Genomic DNA, 15,371 nt, shown 5'->3' on the forward strand with positions numbered 1-15,371 from the left:
CCATAGCGCGTTACTAACTCACGGACGGCACTCGAATCACAACCCTTAATGAGGGGACCGGACTACGAGATAGTAGCGGGATGGGATAGCCAGGAGATTCCGGCGGGCTCATAACCCGCAGATCGGTAGTTCAAATCTACCTCCCGCTATCATTTTGCCGAACTCACTCTTCCAGTGAGGCATTTCACCGTCGAACGACGCTGCATTCGACAATTATAGCTGAGAAGAATTGAACGAGAGAACACCGAGTGATAGCGAGGTGTTCGCGTTGTTCAAATCTACCTCATGGGACATTTCTCGCGTTGTAGACTGCTTTCAGCCTGTTCACCGCTATTGCTCATTGCTATGGAGGTACCCCTCTTTGGCCGCCGTCAGTATCCGGTACAGCGTGGCAACCAGCGCAACAACGAGGAACACGCCAAGGACCTGTGCAGGCGTGTTTTGCGTCTCGAATGCCCATGGGAGCGACAGCGCTACAAACCGAACGGAGACGATGAGTCCGGCGAAGGTCGTAACGGCGACCAACAGATACCGGGCAACACACTGAAATGGGCCGCCGCGGTCCATCGTCTCGAGCCCGTGTCGCTGTACCATCGCTCCTTCCAGTGCCAGCCAGAGCGCTAGCAGTGCGGCCACACCGAATCCGACGGTTCCGAGTGGGTCCGGAAGCGCGAGCTCCGTTAGCCCGCCGATAATCCTGCTCGCACCGACGAGCAACCCGAGCGTCAGCGGCCCAAGCAGTACAAGCGAACTGAACACGGCGGCGAAATCCCCTGCAAGGGATCGAATGGAGGGAGACACAGCAGCTAGTGTCGATTCAATCTTTTGTAAGCCTACTGGTAACTGCTGGTGGCCCGCTTTCAAATCGCTACGGAAACCGTATCAATAGCCGTCTTAGTCGTCGCCGTGCTCGTCGACGATGGTGACCTCGCCGTCGATGACCTGGACGTTGATCAGCGTCTTCGCGTCGTACCCCGCTTCGTCGAGCTTGTTGGTCCCGTCAGCTTTCTTGATGACACAGACGATGTCGCGGATGTCCGCGCCGATGTCTTCGAGCGCGCCCGTGAGTCCGGCCAGCGTCCCGCCGGTCGAGAGCACGTCGTCGAGGACGAGCACCTGGTCGCCCTCGTACACGTCGTTGACGTACATCTCGCTCTCGGAGTAGCCAGTCACCTGAGACAGCGACACTTCCCCGTCGAGCCCGTACTGACGCTTGCGGACGACGACAAGGGGGATATCGGTCATCAGCGAGACGGCTGTGGAAATGTGGATACCCATCGCCGCCGGTGTGACGATCTTGTCGACGTCGTCGAGCTCTGCCTTTCGAATGATCTTGATGACGATTTCGCGCAGAAGTTCTGGTCGAAGCATCGGCACCCCGTCGCTGATGGGGTGAACGAAGTAGTGATAGCCTTCCTTCTCGATAATTGGCGCCTCGAGTAGGGACTTCTTGAGTCGGTCCATGCTGGCGGTACTACAAGCCCGTACTAAAATTCTCCGTCACCGACTCAGTAGAGCGCCAGCAACTCACCGAGTGCTCGCATCATCGGGAGGAGGTGCGCATCACCCAGCGCATAGTACTCGACGGTCGTCAGCAGTAGAAACACAGCCGCCACACCCGTTGCAGCCCCGAGAAGCACTGCCCCTGCCTGCCCAGCCACTCCTTTCGAGCGACCACACAGTGCCCAGATACCGAGTGGAACAGCGCTCCCAAGCGCGAGCAGCGCGTGCAACTGGAACGCTTCGCCGATGCCGTTTACCGTCAGCGCGACGAACATCATGGTCATTTGCCCGCCGATCAACACTGTTCCCGCAACTGTCCAGAGGAATATGTGCCAGTGATTCGCGAGGCTCTGGCGTACCACTGGGGGCCGCACGAGCAGATACACACCGAGTGGATAGAGCGGGAACAGATACCGGGCGGTCACCTGTGCGTGCAGTGGCAAGCGACTGTTGTACAGCAGGACGATGCCGACGAACGCCGTTATTGCGAACGCGTCTGTGACACGGTCGGCACTGAGTGTCCGGCCAGCCATCGACGATGGCAAACGCAGCCGTCGGACGACTGGGAGCGCTCCAAGCATGGCGACAAGCACTGGCGCGGATTCCAGAAGTGAGAGGTTGACGGATTCTTCGCCGGCGTTGTCCAGTGCGCTGGTCGCGCTTCCCGACCGGACGAACGCGTGATACACGTCGGCTGGCTGCTGGTGGAGCGTTTCGAGTCCCGAAACGAGTTCCCTACCGAGCAGCAACAGTGGCTGTATCCCGCTTTCGATGGTCCCGAGTAGAGGTTCCAGTAGCCTGAGCGCTCCTCCGGACTCGCCACCCCCGGAACTACCCCCGCTCCCGCCGGTACTGCTTGCAGCATCGTTACCCAGGGTACCGCCGCCGGAAACCAGTCTTGGCGGCTTAATCGGGGAGCCGGAGATGGCGATATTAGTGATAATGAACGGCAGCAGGGAAAGGGCGAAGACGAAACCGATACGAGCGAGCGTTCGTGGGCTGTTGTCCGGGGCTGTCGGGATATCGACCAGCGCCAGGGCGACACAGAGCAGGAGCGCTTCCGGAGCGTGTATCCACGCATATAGTCCCACCAGCGCGTAGGCGAGTGCGCGGAAGGTCTGCCGCTGCGTGATAACCGCCCCGTCCGCTGGCTTCCGGCTCCGATAGAGGCAGTACGCGATGCAGATGACCACCGTCCCGGTGATGGCGTGGCGCTTCGGTACCGACGCCCAGAAGGCCAGTGGCGTCCCGGCTGTGAGCAACACGACGCTCAGGAGCCCCAGCCGACGCGTTTGCATCCGGCTGAGGAGTCGGTAGAGAACCACCAGCGTGAACGCCGCGATGAGGAGATGGGTCAGTTGCAGCGCGTACAGATGGATTCGACCGGCATCGAGTGGCTGCGCCAGCGCCACGTTCAGCCCGAACAGTCCCAGGACGGCGGCGGTGCCGCCGTAGAGGACCCAGTCACCGTCGGTGTAGTAACTGCACTGAACCACCAGCGCTAACAGCGCGAGCGACCAGAGCGCAACCAGCGCAATGCGGAGTTCGACGATGGCGGTGAGCAGGTCAAGCATGAGCACGAGCGGCAGCGAGAGGACGATGACGCCGTAGTTGCGTGCGTACCACTGGCCGCCGTATCTGCTCGCCCCCGGCGTGTCTAGTCCGGGGCCGTAGGCAGCTTCAGTCATCGCTATCTGTCCGTTCGAGAGGCTGTACAGCCCATTCGCCAGCGTGTAGGAATCGTTTATCAGGAACGCCGTCCGCCACAGCAGCCCGAACAACACGACCGTCGCGAGAAATACGGTCAGGCCGAGCCGATCGCCAAACAGCACCGAATACGCCGTCTCACGGGTGTTCGACAATACAGGCGTCCGCCGTCGGAGACGCCCGACGAACTCCGTCGCCGTCATTCGACCACCGATATCGTGACGTTGCGCGCCGCCACTACGCCGTGGCCTGCCCCGTCGCGCTTGCTCACCGTCACTGTGCCGTTGTACTGCTTGCGTTCTATCTCCCCGTCGGTGAACGTATCGGACGCCAGCGTCAGCGTGTACGTGCCTCCGGTCGAGTCATCCAGAAAATGATTCGTTGTCCGCGTATAGCCCAGTTCCTCGATTGTGAGTTCGTAGACGAGCGTTGGCCGTCCGGTACGATTCGCGAAGTGTACGCGGACCGGCGGTGCATTGAGGTAGTAGCTTGCCGCGCCGTAGGATCCCTTTTCAAGCGTTACGTCTTCCGGCATTTCAACAGCTGAAACTGTGACATTGCCCGTTTCAAGTGCGACCGGCTCTGGTTCCGTCGCCAGTGTCACGCCGGGAACCAGCGGGCCAGAAAGCAGTGTAACGCCGAGGATTATGGCGACCACACTGGTGATAACGGCCCGCGTTCTTTCCATTGTTACCAGTTACTAGATATCTGGCGATAAAAGTGTCGTGGAGAGAGTACCGGACTTCTCAGTCAAAAAATAAAACGTGAAGCTGGATTACGCTTCGGGACCAGAGTCTTGTGCAAGCGTTGCAGAGGAGTCGCCTTCCTGAGTTTCATAGACAACTCTGAGGTCGTATGCGTCCGACACAGCGACGTTCATTGATGTGCCTGCCGACACTTCAGTTGCTCCTATCGTCTTACTGTTTCCGAATGTTTGTTCTCCGGTTGTAGTTGAATCAAGATCATAATCACCAGAACTCATACCATTTGAAGACCCATCAATAATATTACTTCCGCGCACATACAGTTCGTTCCCGCTAATAGTATCCCCACCGTCGTGAGTTATCGTTACAACACCGTAGTCAGGATTTCCGACGCTCTCATCGAAGTCCCATGAGAAGCTAGCCTGTGGAGTTGCCTGCTGCGCTTGGTCACCGAGACCAAGCACAAAGGAGGCGATTACTGCGGCCAGAATGACCGTGATTGCGACCATCAGGATGACCCCGATGACCGGCGACACAGCGTCGTCGTCGTGGATGAGTTGTTTGATATCCATGGTTTGCTCGACGCACACCGCGAGTGTGACCCGAGTAGGAACCCCCTATAGATCGAAGGATTTCCTTACCGGCTCGCGGGGTGTGCTGATTCAAGCACATGGGAGGGACCCACTTATACTCACAATACGTTTTAGCCGTTCAACGTTGCCTTGAAAGCCTTCAAGGCTGGCTGTACCGCCAGAATTCGATACAGCGGCATTTCGATAGTTTAGCGGCAAACGAAACGGTACAAGCCGTGAAACAAACTGTGTGCTTCAGTCGTCGGGCTCGGCTTCCTGTGCCACATACTCGGTCAGTGTCATCTCACGACCGGCGTAGGTATGATAGCCCGCGGAGATACTGAGTACAACCGCGATCAGCGTGGCCCAGACCAGCGGCGGAATTGCCGTGAAGGGATAGACGCCAACCCAGAGGATTGTTACGATTGCTAGACTGACCGCGCCGAGCGAGAGGTAGTACTCGCGCCAGGGGAACTCGCTTCCCGGCACGATTTCGAGATAGACAGTGAGTTCTTCCGTGTGTGCAGTCTTGGAAATCGTCCCGTTCTCGTCGTCGTAGTCGATGATACCCGTCTCATCCATCCGCGGGAGATGTGACTGCTGTAACGTGGTGTACACGCGCTTCCGTTGCGCGCTCGTGACTGCGGTGTTCGGGCAGTCGTACTCCTGTGCTGCGACGTGTGATGCAAGGTCGCCGAGCTGTACCGGCCCGTCGTGTTCCCGTAGATACTGAAGCGTGTACCGACGCCGTTCGTTCTGCAGAACGTCGAATATCTCGCCTTTTGAAAGGTCATCGTCCGCAGCGGAGTCCGACCGTTCTACCTGCTTGCTCATGTCATACTCTCCAATTACCCCCACCCATCGCAGGGAATACAGCGAACATCAGGGCGTTCATCGGTTATAAACTCATGGGTTTTGGTGCCGGAAAAAACGAGATGTTGCGAGTTTATGCGCTCGGTCCGGATGCGGTAGCGAGCGTCGCGGAGTTGTCACCAGTAGCCGACTGGTAGACTAGGTTGATAGTGAAACTTTCCGTATCAACCCCGACGGTGACGCTATTACCTGCGACGACCTTACTATTACTCCCGCTGGCCTCTCCGTTCCACTGTGTGTTGTCCGAGGTTATATCCGGGGTATCGCCGTCGGAACCACTGGCGATATCGCCTCTGAGATACAAGTTACTCGCTTTAATTGAGTCACCACCGTCATGTGTGAATTCAACCCAGTCGTTTGCATCCTCGTACTCCGTACTGAAGCTAGCCTGTGGAGCCGTGTTACTGACCTGGTCGCCCAGACCGAGGACGAATGTTGCGATAACGGCTGCGAGGATGACCGTGATTGCGACCATCAGGATGACCCCGATGACCGGCGACACAGCATCGTCGTCGTTGAAGAATCGTTTGAGTTCCATTGTTGTGTCCGCACGCATCAACAGGTCTCCCTGTTATGCCGTGCTTATCGAATCGTAGCTATGGAGATATATAAGTCTGCACCTGTATTATCAGAGACTGTAATCACTTAATCTGTTAACAGCTATTCTGGGATGTTTGAACCCAACTGTGACTGATAAGGTCCACAATTATCACAAAATATGCTTTTATGACTTTATGAAAGGGCCAAGAGCGCCACTGTAACGAACACTGCGAGAATGAGGATGCTAAGTCCGATGCCGGCCCGCATCGGATGTACGAGGGTGTCGTCGTCGCGGAGCCGCGCAATCACGTCGTTCGGGGATGTAACGGTCCGTGTGACGACGCTCGTAGCCTGAACCACTGCGCGGTCAACGGCGGCGTACAGTTCGGTCACACCGACAACGAGCCCGCGGGAGCCATAGAAGACGGTGGGGTTGTACAGCGAATCGATGTCCGGGACGCGGCCGAGCTTCGAGAGGGGCTTCTTAGTCACCGCGAAGCCAATCAGCCCGAGGATGGCCAGAACCACTCCCTCGATGACGTGGGGAATAGTGTAGGTCTTGTAGACGTGGTGAACGGCAGCCTCGCTCGTAACGTCGAACGGAAGGATGGCGAACAGTGCCGTGTCGTACACACCGTAGATGACACACAGCGCAGCCACGGACACCATTGCCACGCTCTGCAAACGGTTCGCGTCCGGGACGCTGCTGTCGTACTCGCCGTGGAAGAACGCGTAGTAGCCGAACTTGATGAACGACATGAACGTGCCGACACCGCCCAGTAGCAGCAGCCACTCGAGCGTATAGAACTCACCGAGCGGGAGCGGTCCCTTGCCGAAAGTATAGTGGCTCCCGGAGATGATGATCCCCTTGCTGACGAACCCGTTGAAGCCGGGGAAGCCGGCGATAGACAGCGCAGCGACGGAGAACGCCCCCGCCGTGATCGGCATCTCTCGCCAGAGACCGCCGAGTTTCTTCAGGCTCTCCGTCCCGGTCCGATAGATAACGACACCGGCAGTCATGAACAGTAGACCCTTATAGAGAATGTGGTTGAACACGTGAGCGAACGCGCCGGCCTGTGAGAGGGCGCTCCCGATACCGACGCCAGCGACCATGTACCCGACTTGGGACTGAATGTGATACGAGAGGAGTCGCCGCATATCGTTCTGGAACAGCGCGAACAGCGCGCCGAAGACTGCCATCCCGCCGCCCATGTACGCGATGGCCTCGTGGCCGTTGGGGAATGCGCGGTACATCCCGTAAACGCCAGTCTTGGTCGTGAACACACAGAGGAAGACGCTGGCGGCGATGTGTGGACGCGGATAGGTATCGGGTAGCCACGCGTGCAGGCCGATGAAGCCAACGTTGACGCCGATACCGATCGCGGCCAGCGCAGCGGCCAGCCCGGACGTGATTCCAGCCGTTTCCGGACCGCCCGGCACTGACGCAAACAGGAACGTCTCCACCTCGACGTAGTGCCGGAGGATAGCGGCCATCAACAGCGTACCGCCCAGTCCGTGTAGCAGGGCATACCGGAACCCGGCCCGGACCGCCTTGCCGCCGTAGTGCCACACAAGCAGCGTGCTGGTAACGGCCATCAGCTCCCAGAAGAAGATGAGCGTCAGCCAGTCACCGGCGAACACAGCCCCGAAGCTGGTCGCGACGTACGAGAGAGCGTATCCGGTCTGTGTCGTGTCGGCCTCGCTGGCATAGGAATAGAGCACGGCGACCGCGGCGATGAGCCCGAAGATGATACCCATCAGTCGCGAGAACGGGTCGACGTTCAGCAGGACGGCGTCGAACCCGAGGAACTGGGTCTGGAGATGTGCGCCTTCGGGCACCATGACGGCCCACGGCACCGCCAGCGCCGGGACGAGTGCACCGACCGCGTGTCCGGCACGCCGCGGGAGCCGCGAGACGACGATTGCCAGCGCGAGCAGTACGACGACTGGCGGAACCGCTGTAAGCATCGACATTAGGCCATCACCCCCGGCAGATTACTGACGATGGTGTCAACGATTCGCAGGAAGACAGCCGTGTACGGCACTGTTCCCAGCAAAAGCGACAGCGTAGCCGCGGTGAGTATCGGCCCGAGCATGAACCACGTGCTTTCGCCGCCGCGCCAGCCGCGGTCGTCCCAGCCTCCTGCGGGCGGGCCGCCGTGGTGCTCGTGCTCCTCATCGTGTTTCCCGAGGTGGTCGACGTGCTCAGGCTCCGGCACCTCGCCCTCGTCGCTGGCGGCGTGTGTCTCGTCACTGTCACCACCGTCAGCACGCAATTCACTCCGGCCGCCGAATGGCCCCTCGATGAGTGGTTTCTCGTCGTGGCCCTCCGGCGATTCGAAGTACGCCTGGTAGACGATAGGCCAGAAGTACGCAATGTTGAGGACGCCGGAGACTAGCAACGCGGCAGCGAATACGAGCCCGCCGCTTCCGAGGTCCAGCGCGCCGATGACGAGATACCACTTGCTGACAAACCCGGCGACCAGCGGAATCCCGGCCATCCCAGCCGCAGCGACAGCAAAGGCGGCCATCGTTAGCGGCATCCGTTTCCCGATGCCGGCCATGTCGCTGATGTCGTCGGTGTGAGTTTCGACGTGGATTGCACCGGCACAGAAGAACAGGGTGAGTTTCATGAACGCGTGGGCAGGAATGTGGAGCAGGCCGCCGGTTAGAGCGCTCTCCTTGAGCAGTGCTAGCCCGAGCACGATATAGGAGAGTTGGCTTATCGTCGAATACGCCAGCCGCCGCTTGAGGTTGTCCTGTCTGAGCGCGATGACACTCGCGGTCAGCAGGGTGAAGGTCGCAATCGCAGCCAGTGGGAGGGCGACGCCGAGTTGCTCCATCGTCACAGGGCCGTACACGTCGAGGACGACTCTGGCGATGCCGAACACGCCGCTTTTGACGACTGCGACGGCGTGCAGCAGGCCCGACACCGGCGTCGGCGCGACCATGGCATCCGGAAGCCAGGAGTGCATCGGCATCAGCGCGGCCTTGACGCCGAAGCCGGCAGCAAGCAGGGCGAATGCGGCTCGTGCCAGCGTCGGGTCGGCCGTCGCGAGACCTTCGAGCCCGCCGGGAGTAAACGCGGTCGTCCCAGCGAGGACGAACACCAGAACTGTGCCACCTAGCACGGCAACCCCACCGCCGAAGGTGTATGCGAGGTACTTCCGGCCGGCGGCGCGGGCTTCGTCGGTTTCGTCGTGGGTAACGAGCGGGTATGTCGACACTGTCAGCAGTTCGTAGCAGACGAACAGTGTCAGCAGGTTCGACGCAAAGGCGACGCCGATGGCCGACGCGAGACTGGCGGCGAAGGAGGCGAAATACCTCGTCTGTGCGTGTTCGTCCAGCCCGCGCATGTAGCCGATGCTGTAGAAACTAGTGACGATCCACAGCAGGCTTGCAAGCAGGCCAAATAGGAGTCCCAGCGGGTCGACACGGAACGCTAGTTCGATCCCGGTTGCCAACTGGCCGAACGAGAAGACGTACCGCGTCCCCGAGAGGACGCCGGGGACCATGCTCGCGACGATAGCGAACTTCGCGACTGCCACCGTGATGGTCACTCCTTCCCGCACGTTCGGACGGCGTTTGAGCGAGAGAATCACGGGGATGGCCACCGCGGAGACGAGGATTGCAAACAGCGGTCGAAGTGATGTGATATCAGTCATTGGTTTAGCAGGGGTGGAAGCGTCTCTCGAAGCACCTGTTCAAGCATCGGGACGGCTGCGGTCAGCGCGACCGCGAGTGCGGCCGCGATAACGACGACAGCGATCATCCCGAACGAGATCGCCTGTCCGCTCCCGTCTGTCACGGGAGCCTCGTCATGCTCCGTGTGGATGGTTGCCTCGGCGAAGTATAGCCGCTCGACGAGGCGGGCGAAGTACGCAAGGGTCAGCAGGGTACTCGCGAGCAACACAGCCACGACGGGCCAGTTCTCGGCATTGACCGCGCCGAGGACGATGTACCACTTGCCGACGAAGCCGACCGCCGGTGGAACACCGACCATCGCCAGCGAGAGCACGGCAAAGGCAAACGCCGAGATCGGGACGCGGCTCCCCATCCCAGCGTAGCCGCTCACAGTTGTTGCACCCGTCTTGCGCTCGATAACGCCCGTCGCAGCGAATAGCCCGCCCTTCATCACTGCGTGGCCAAGCAGGTGGACGGTCGCGCCGATGACGGCCAGCGGGGTTGCAATGGCGAATCCGGCGATGACGAGGCCGAACTGTGACACTGAGGAGTAGGCTAGCATCCGCTGGACGCTGTCCTGTGAGACGGCGAGCGCACTTCCCGCGATGATACTCACGCACGCCAGACCGACCAGCGCCCAGCGCGCGACAGGTACTGCTGTCAGGAACTCCACGGTGAACACAGAAAACAGCAGGCGGGCGAGCGCGTACGCCGAAACCGTCGAGACAAGCGCTGAAATGAACGCGCTCACCGTATCCGGGGCGTTCGCGTAGGCGTCGGGCTGCCAGGTGTGCAAGGGGAACAGAGCGACTTTCACCGTCAGCCCGCCGACCATCAGGCCGAACGCGGTCAGGACGAGCGTCGAGTCGTAGGCCGCCATCTCCCCGAGTTTGGTCGCCAGGTCGGCCATGTTGAGCGTGCCCGTCGCCGCAAGCAGGTAGCCGATGCCGAGCAGGTACAGCGAGGCCCCGACGGTCCCGATGATGAGGTACTTCAGCGCCGCGACGGCGGCGCTTGCGTCCCGGCCACTCGCTACGAGGCCGTACGCTGCAAGCCCCGTGATTTCAAGGAACACGTAGAGATTGAACACGTCGCCAGTGATCGTCATCCCCGTCAGGCCGGCGACCAGCAGCAGGTACAGGCCGTAGAAGGGACCCGAGTGCGGGCCGGCTTGGCGAGAATACGCAAGCACGCCCAGTGACACGACGGCCACGAGCAGCGCAACGGCCCCGGAGAGCCCGTCGACGACGAGTTCGATACCGTACGGGGCGGCGAAACCACCGACCGCGTAGGAAACAGTCCCATTTGTGCCGACGGTCCACGCGAGCAGTCCGGCCAGGCCGGCCTGCCCGATGAGTGTCACCGTCGCGACGGGCCACCCGGCCCGGTCGCTGACGAGACTTGCGGCCAGCGGTATTGCACCGCCGATAATCGGCAGGACGACCAACAATACAGGGAGGTGTTCAATCATAGTAGAGCTGTTTGAGTTTGTCTTCGTCCAGCGTGCCGTACTCGGTGTAGATGCGGATGATCAGCGCCAGCGCCACGGCGGTCAGGCTCACCCCGACGACGATAGCGGTCAGGATGAGGACGTGTGGCAGCGGGCTGACGTAGGGGCCGCCACCCTCCTTGATTATCGGGGGGTTCCCCCCGGCCCGGAACGCGAGCGTGATGAAAAACAGGAAGATGCCAGTCTGGAAGATATTCATCCCGATGACTTTCTTTACGAGGTTCCGGGACTCGATGAGCATATACAGGCCAATACCCAGCAGGAGCATCACCGCGAAGTAGTTGTAGTGTGAGTTCAGCAGTTCAAACATTAGCTCTCATCCTCCGGTGCGTCGACAGCGTGGCCGAACCCCGCTGCGAGCAGGAAAAAGAGGCCGATGGCAACACTGGCGACGATGCCACCGATGGCCAGTTCGACGAGCTCGATAGCGTAGGCGACCACATGCGAGATGTACTGTTCGTACAGGTGATACTCGAGGAAGTTCCCGCCCAGAACTATCGTTCCCAGCCCGATGGCTGCGAACGTCAGCACGCCGCCGGATGCGAGCGTGGCGACGACACGGACATCGAGCCACTCGCGCGCGGCATCAATCCCGTAGGCGAAGGCAAGCATCATCACGACTGAGCCGGCGATGACCCCGCCCTGGAATCCACCGCCCGGAGAGTCTGCCCCGTGGAACATCACGAACAGGGCGAAGGTGAGGACGAACGGCGCGACAACCCGCACCGTCGTCATGATGATGGTGCTCTCGACGTACAGTCCAGTTCGCTCGTTACTACTCATGCGAAGACCTCCTGTCTGAGGACGGTCAGCGCCGCGACGCCGGCCGAGAAGACCACGACAGCCTCACCCAGCGTGTCGAATCCACGGTAGGCCGCGAGCACCGCCGTCACTGCATTGTGGACTTCCGTGTCCGCGTACGCGTTGTCGATGTAGTGCTGCGTTATCTCGCCGCTGACGACGGGGTTTGCCGCCCCCTCCGCCCCAACAGCAGGCAGCGACGGAACGGTCGCAATCATGACGACGACGAACGCGCCGACCAGCACGACGGTCCGGACGCTGATCGACTCGAACAGGCCGTTTTCCTGTGGCCGAACGGTGTTTGCCAGCGCCAGAATGAACAGTATCGTCATGATGCCGGCCCCGACAGCCGCTTCGGTCAGCCCCACGTCGGGGGCTTCGAGCATCACCCAGATGATGGAGATGCCGAGGCTGTAGGCGGCAAACGCCATGAGCGACGCCAGCACGTCACGGAGTACGGCCGCGCCGATAGCACAGCCCAGCACAAACACCAGCAACACTCCTTCGATGAGCGAGAGCGTCATGACTCGCCCTCCTCATCGCCGGCAGTCCACGGCTCGATACCCTGGTCTTGTGCTGCCCGGGCGATGGCGTGGGCGGCGGTTGGGTTCGTCAGAAACATGAACGTCAGCAGGAAGACGGCTTTGATTGTCGCGAGGTCGGTCTGAATCGCGAGTGCAGCGGCAGCGATACCGAGAACAGCTCCCAGCGTATCGCTTTTCGACGCTGCGTGAGCGCGCGTATACACGTCGGGAAGTCGGACAATGCCGATCGAGGCGACGCCAGCAAAGAAGGCACCGACCAGTGCGAGTACGACAATGGCCCACTCCGTTGGCGTCATAGCACACCCCCGTGCTCGACGTTGAACTTCGAGAACGCTATCGAGAGCAGGAAGTTCAGCAGGGCGTACACGAGCGCGATGTCCAGGAACAGCGGCTTATCGAGCGCACCGGAGACGAGCGCGATAGCGATGACAGTGTTCGTCCCCATCACGTTGACCGCGATGACCCTGTCGTGGTCCGTCGGTCCGGCGAACACGCGGTACAGCGATACGATAGCGAACAGGACGAACGCGCTAGCGATTGCCAGCAGCGCCGCTTCGAACTCAATCATCGTCGGCCACCTCCGGGTCGCCGATGTCGCTCTCGATTGTGCCATCGTCGTCCCCCTGCCCCCGTTCGCGCGGCGAAGGGATCGCCGCGGCCTCCCGGCCGTAGAAGACGAACCGGACGGCCCGTTCGAGGCCACCGTCCAACAGGTCCTCGCGCGCACTACCGGTGAGTGAATGGATATCGAACGCCCGCTCGGAGACGCTGACGGTGAGCGTCCCGGGCGTCAGCGTGATGCTGTTTGCCAGCGTCGTCACCGCGCCGTCACCCCAGATGGCGGCCTCCAGTTCGACCATCTGCGGGTCGATAGGCAGTGACGGGTGCAAGACGACGTACGCGATTTCGAGGTTGGCGATGGCGATTTCCTTGAGCAGATACGGGACGTAAATCGCGAACCGAGCGAGCTGTCTCGGAATCCGAGTCAGCGACGGCTGGCGACTGAACGCGATTGGCGCAAGCAACGCCGTGACGATCGTCGCCGTTATCGCGCCAGTGAGGAAATCCAGCGGCTTGTACGAACTCAACAGCAGATAAAACAGGTACGACGCCCCGAAAATGCTGAGATACTTCTGGAGCGTCGCGGCGCGAGCGAGCGCGGTCGACCGTGCCGGCCGCTCGACAGGCGCGGTCTCGACCTCGATATCGCCCCGGACGAGTTCGACTTCGAGCGGCCGAAGCATCGGCGTCGTGCCGCCCGGGTTGAACTCCGGATCGAGGACGACTCGTTCGATGCTGTGTTCATCGGCGTAGGCCAGTATCACGTCGGCGTAATCGCCGGGACTGAACAGGTAGCGGTCGGCACCGATGACGCCCAGTTCAACCTCAAGGTTCGACGGTGGGGAAGTACCCATATCTTCGTCGAGCCAGACCTCAATGCGGTCGAGGAGGTCCTTGGCCCGGCCGAGTTCTGTCTGTGCGTCGGGGTCAACGGCGCGTGTGCTTGCGACGGCGACGAGGTGCAGCGATATCTGTTGCTGTCCCTCTCTGGCCGCCGATTCGGCCTGTTCAACGGCGTAGGCGACGGTGTTCCGGACCGTCACCGAATCGGCTACTGGCACGAGCAGGCGACGGGGTGGTGGTACAGTCACAGTCTCTTTAGAAACTCCGAATAGGCGGTTCGTCGGGCAGTACTGTCGTTATCGGACCGGAGCAACGGAACACGCAAAACTATTTCGTAATCGGATACGCGCTCAGTCACGACTGGACAGATGGTCACCGAGCTCAGCGGCGACACGAGCGCCCAGCCCCTGTTTTTCCCCGACGTACTCTGTGGCCGCGTCTGCGCCGACAAGCAGGGCGCGCGTCTCGTCGTCGCCCATCACGCTCGCGTCGTTGGCGACCACGAAGGCTAGCCCGGTCCGCTCGCGTATCTCGCGGGCGCGCTCGACTAACGTCTCGTCGTCGCCTTCGGTTTCGACTTTGAACCCGACGATAGGGAGGTCCGGGTGGTCCGCCCGAACGGTGTCGATGAGCTTCGGCGTCGGTTCGAGTGTCAGCGCCAGTTCCGCCCGTCCGCTCTTGATCTTCTCCGGAGCCTGCTCGACGGTGTAATCTGAGATGGCGGCCGCTGAGACCAGCGCATCGGCCGAGTCGGCGACCCGACGGGTGGCCTCTGTCATCTCCGCGGCGGACTCGACCCGCTCGACAGTCGCGTAAGGAACGTCCGGTCCATCGTGGACCAGCGTCACGTCGGCCCCGCGGACGTAACAGGCCCGCGCGACCGCCCGTCCGGTCCGCCCCGAGGATCGGTTCGAGAGCGTCCGAACGGGGTCGACTGATTCCGTGGTCGCGCCCGCGGTCACAACGACGTGCTTGTCGGCCAGTGGCCGGTCGCCCGCGGCCCGGGCGGTCGCTGTGACGATGGCCTCCTCAGTTGCGATCTTGGCTTTCCCCTCCTCGATTCGCGGGTCGACGAACTCGACGCCCCAGGACTCGACGCGGTCAATAGCGTCCAATACACCGGGGTGGTCGTACATCGGTTCGTGCATCGCCGGCGCGACGACGACAGGCACGTCAGCACCGAGGGCAGTCGTCACACACGTCGTCACCGGCGTGTCGTCGATTGCCGCTGCGACCTTGCCGACGGTGTTTGCCGTTGCCGGTGCGAGCAAGAGCACGTCCCCCCAGCCCGAGCGCCCGCAGAGGTCGACGTGCTCGACACTGCCTGTGATTTCGGTAACTACCTCATTGTCCGTTGCGAACTCAAGTGCCCACGGGTGGATGATGCCGGTCGCGCTGTCGGTCATCACGGCTCGGACGGACGCCCCCTGTCGTCGGAGTTCGTGTGCGAGTTCCACCGTCTTGACGGCCGCGATAGACCCCGAAATCCCCAGAACGACGTTGACTCCGGTCAGCATACCCGCCGGTT

The 15,371-nt window shown here is 61.1% G+C and carries 17 protein-coding genes and 1 tRNA gene; 1 reads left to right on the forward strand and 17 read right to left on the reverse strand.

Going from position 1 to position 15,371, the window contains the following annotated elements:
- Positions 1 to 74 precede the first annotated feature (74 nt).
- Positions 75 to 149: transfer RNA gene (locus RBH20_RS02470), tRNA-Met, on the forward strand.
- A gap of 181 nt (positions 150 to 330) precedes the next feature.
- On the opposite strand, the gene RBH20_RS02475 is transcribed toward RBH20_RS02470, so the two are convergent.
- From RBH20_RS02475 to coaBC, 17 genes are all read right to left on the reverse strand, one after another.
- Positions 331 to 801 (reverse strand): hypothetical protein, encoded by a 471-nt coding sequence (locus RBH20_RS02475; protein ID WP_306705167.1) that lies wholly within the window; start codon positions 799 to 801, stop codon positions 331 to 333.
- A gap of 93 nt (positions 802 to 894) precedes the next feature.
- Positions 895 to 1,464, reverse strand: a complete 570-nt coding sequence (gene hpt, locus RBH20_RS02480; RefSeq protein ID WP_004518711.1) for a hypoxanthine/guanine phosphoribosyltransferase — start codon at positions 1,462 to 1,464, stop codon at positions 895 to 897.
- A 44-nt stretch (positions 1,465 to 1,508) separates the two neighbouring features.
- A complete protein-coding gene (locus RBH20_RS02485) occupies positions 1,509 to 3,413 on the reverse strand; it encodes a hypothetical protein (protein ID WP_306705168.1) in 1,905 nt (634 codons plus the stop codon).
- A complete protein-coding gene (locus tag RBH20_RS02490) occupies positions 3,410 to 3,898 on the reverse strand; it encodes a hypothetical protein (RefSeq protein WP_306705170.1) in 489 nt (162 codons plus the stop codon). The genes RBH20_RS02485 and RBH20_RS02490 overlap by 4 nt, the downstream gene beginning before the upstream one ends.
- A gap of 87 nt (positions 3,899 to 3,985) precedes the next feature.
- On the reverse strand, positions 3,986 to 4,486 hold the full coding sequence (locus RBH20_RS02495; protein WP_306705172.1) for a type IV pilin N-terminal domain-containing protein: 501 nt from the start codon (positions 4,484 to 4,486) through the stop codon (positions 3,986 to 3,988).
- A gap of 255 nt (positions 4,487 to 4,741) precedes the next feature.
- Complete coding sequence (locus RBH20_RS02500; RefSeq protein ID WP_306705174.1) at positions 4,742 to 5,320, reverse strand: hypothetical protein; 579 nt, start codon at positions 5,318 to 5,320, stop codon at positions 4,742 to 4,744.
- 112 nt (positions 5,321 to 5,432) lie between these two features.
- Positions 5,433 to 5,897, reverse strand: coding sequence for a type IV pilin N-terminal domain-containing protein (locus tag RBH20_RS02505; RefSeq protein ID WP_306707451.1), 465 nt, complete (start codon positions 5,895 to 5,897; stop codon positions 5,433 to 5,435).
- A gap of 194 nt (positions 5,898 to 6,091) precedes the next feature.
- Positions 6,092 to 7,873, reverse strand: coding sequence for a Na(+)/H(+) antiporter subunit D (locus tag RBH20_RS02510; RefSeq protein WP_306705176.1), 1,782 nt, complete (start codon positions 7,871 to 7,873; stop codon positions 6,092 to 6,094).
- Positions 7,873 to 9,564 (reverse strand): cation:proton antiporter, encoded by a 1,692-nt coding sequence (locus RBH20_RS02515; protein WP_306705177.1) that lies wholly within the window; start codon positions 9,562 to 9,564, stop codon positions 7,873 to 7,875. Before RBH20_RS02515 ends, RBH20_RS02510 begins: the two co-directional genes overlap by 1 nt.
- Positions 9,561 to 11,054: a monovalent cation/H+ antiporter subunit D family protein gene (locus RBH20_RS02520; RefSeq protein ID WP_306705180.1), complete on the reverse strand. Its 1,494-nt coding sequence runs from the start codon at positions 11,052 to 11,054 to the stop codon at positions 9,561 to 9,563. Before RBH20_RS02520 ends, RBH20_RS02515 begins: the two co-directional genes overlap by 4 nt.
- Positions 11,047 to 11,403, reverse strand: a complete 357-nt coding sequence (locus RBH20_RS02525) for a cation:proton antiporter subunit C (protein ID WP_306705182.1) — start codon at positions 11,401 to 11,403, stop codon at positions 11,047 to 11,049. The genes RBH20_RS02520 and RBH20_RS02525 overlap by 8 nt, the downstream gene beginning before the upstream one ends.
- On the reverse strand, positions 11,403 to 11,876 hold the full coding sequence (locus RBH20_RS02530) for a Na(+)/H(+) antiporter subunit B (RefSeq protein WP_306705184.1): 474 nt from the start codon (positions 11,874 to 11,876) through the stop codon (positions 11,403 to 11,405). The genes RBH20_RS02525 and RBH20_RS02530 overlap by 1 nt, the downstream gene beginning before the upstream one ends.
- Entirely contained in the window at positions 11,873 to 12,418 is a 546-nt protein-coding gene (locus RBH20_RS02535; protein WP_306705186.1) for a DUF4040 domain-containing protein, read from the reverse strand. Before RBH20_RS02535 ends, RBH20_RS02530 begins: the two co-directional genes overlap by 4 nt.
- Positions 12,415 to 12,735, reverse strand: a complete 321-nt coding sequence (mnhG, locus tag RBH20_RS02540; RefSeq protein WP_306705188.1) for a monovalent cation/H(+) antiporter subunit G — start codon at positions 12,733 to 12,735, stop codon at positions 12,415 to 12,417. The genes RBH20_RS02535 and mnhG overlap by 4 nt, the downstream gene beginning before the upstream one ends.
- Positions 12,732 to 13,007 (reverse strand): cation:proton antiporter, encoded by a 276-nt coding sequence (locus tag RBH20_RS02545; RefSeq protein ID WP_005535719.1) that lies wholly within the window; start codon positions 13,005 to 13,007, stop codon positions 12,732 to 12,734. Before RBH20_RS02545 ends, mnhG begins: the two co-directional genes overlap by 4 nt.
- Positions 13,000 to 14,043, reverse strand: a complete 1,044-nt coding sequence (locus RBH20_RS02550; RefSeq protein WP_306707453.1) for a monovalent cation/H+ antiporter subunit E — start codon at positions 14,041 to 14,043, stop codon at positions 13,000 to 13,002. The genes RBH20_RS02545 and RBH20_RS02550 overlap by 8 nt, the downstream gene beginning before the upstream one ends.
- Positions 14,044 to 14,193: 150 nt before the next feature.
- Entirely contained in the window at positions 14,194 to 15,360 is a 1,167-nt protein-coding gene (gene coaBC / locus RBH20_RS02555; RefSeq protein WP_306705193.1) for a bifunctional phosphopantothenoylcysteine decarboxylase/phosphopantothenate--cysteine ligase CoaBC, read from the reverse strand.
- Positions 15,361 to 15,371: the final 11 nt, after the last annotated feature.

Source organism: Haloarcula sp. H-GB4, from assembly GCF_030848575.1.
Classification (GTDB): domain Archaea; phylum Halobacteriota; class Halobacteria; order Halobacteriales; family Haloarculaceae; genus Haloarcula.

What these genes read in the sequence shown, in the direction of transcription:
- RBH20_RS02495 (WP_306705172.1), bottom strand. Translation starts at nt 4,486, where the DNA reads ATGGATATCAAACAACTCATCCACGACGACGACGCTGTGTCGCCGGTC.
- RBH20_RS02485 (WP_306705168.1), bottom strand. Translation starts at nt 3,413, where the DNA reads ATGACGGCGACGGAGTTCGTCGGGCGTCTCCGACGGCGGACGCCTGTA.
- hpt (WP_004518711.1), bottom strand. Translation starts at nt 1,464, where the DNA reads ATGGACCGACTCAAGAAGTCCCTACTCGAGGCGCCAATTATCGAGAAG.
- RBH20_RS02515 (WP_306705177.1), bottom strand. Translation starts at nt 9,564, where the DNA reads ATGACTGATATCACATCACTTCGACCGCTGTTTGCAATCCTCGTCTCC.
- mnhG (WP_306705188.1), bottom strand. Translation starts at nt 12,735, where the DNA reads ATGACGCCAACGGAGTGGGCCATTGTCGTACTCGCACTGGTCGGTGCC.
- RBH20_RS02510 (WP_306705176.1), bottom strand. Translation starts at nt 7,873, where the DNA reads ATGTCGATGCTTACAGCGGTTCCGCCAGTCGTCGTACTGCTCGCGCTG.
- RBH20_RS02545 (WP_005535719.1), bottom strand. Translation starts at nt 13,007, where the DNA reads ATGATTGAGTTCGAAGCGGCGCTGCTGGCAATCGCTAGCGCGTTCGTC.
- RBH20_RS02500 (WP_306705174.1), bottom strand. Translation starts at nt 5,320, where the DNA reads ATGAGCAAGCAGGTAGAACGGTCGGACTCCGCTGCGGACGATGACCTT.
- RBH20_RS02490 (WP_306705170.1), bottom strand. Translation starts at nt 3,898, where the DNA reads ATGGAAAGAACGCGGGCCGTTATCACCAGTGTGGTCGCCATAATCCTC.
- coaBC (WP_306705193.1), bottom strand. Translation starts at nt 15,360, where the DNA reads ATGCTGACCGGAGTCAACGTCGTTCTGGGGATTTCGGGGTCTATCGCG.
- RBH20_RS02535 (WP_306705186.1), bottom strand. Translation starts at nt 12,418, where the DNA reads ATGACGCTCTCGCTCATCGAAGGAGTGTTGCTGGTGTTTGTGCTGGGC.
- RBH20_RS02530 (WP_306705184.1), bottom strand. Translation starts at nt 11,876, where the DNA reads ATGAGTAGTAACGAGCGAACTGGACTGTACGTCGAGAGCACCATCATC.
- RBH20_RS02525 (WP_306705182.1), bottom strand. Translation starts at nt 11,403, where the DNA reads ATGTTTGAACTGCTGAACTCACACTACAACTACTTCGCGGTGATGCTC.
- RBH20_RS02505 (WP_306707451.1), bottom strand. Translation starts at nt 5,897, where the DNA reads ATGGAACTCAAACGATTCTTCAACGACGACGATGCTGTGTCGCCGGTC.
- RBH20_RS02520 (WP_306705180.1), bottom strand. Translation starts at nt 11,054, where the DNA reads ATGATTGAACACCTCCCTGTATTGTTGGTCGTCCTGCCGATTATCGGC.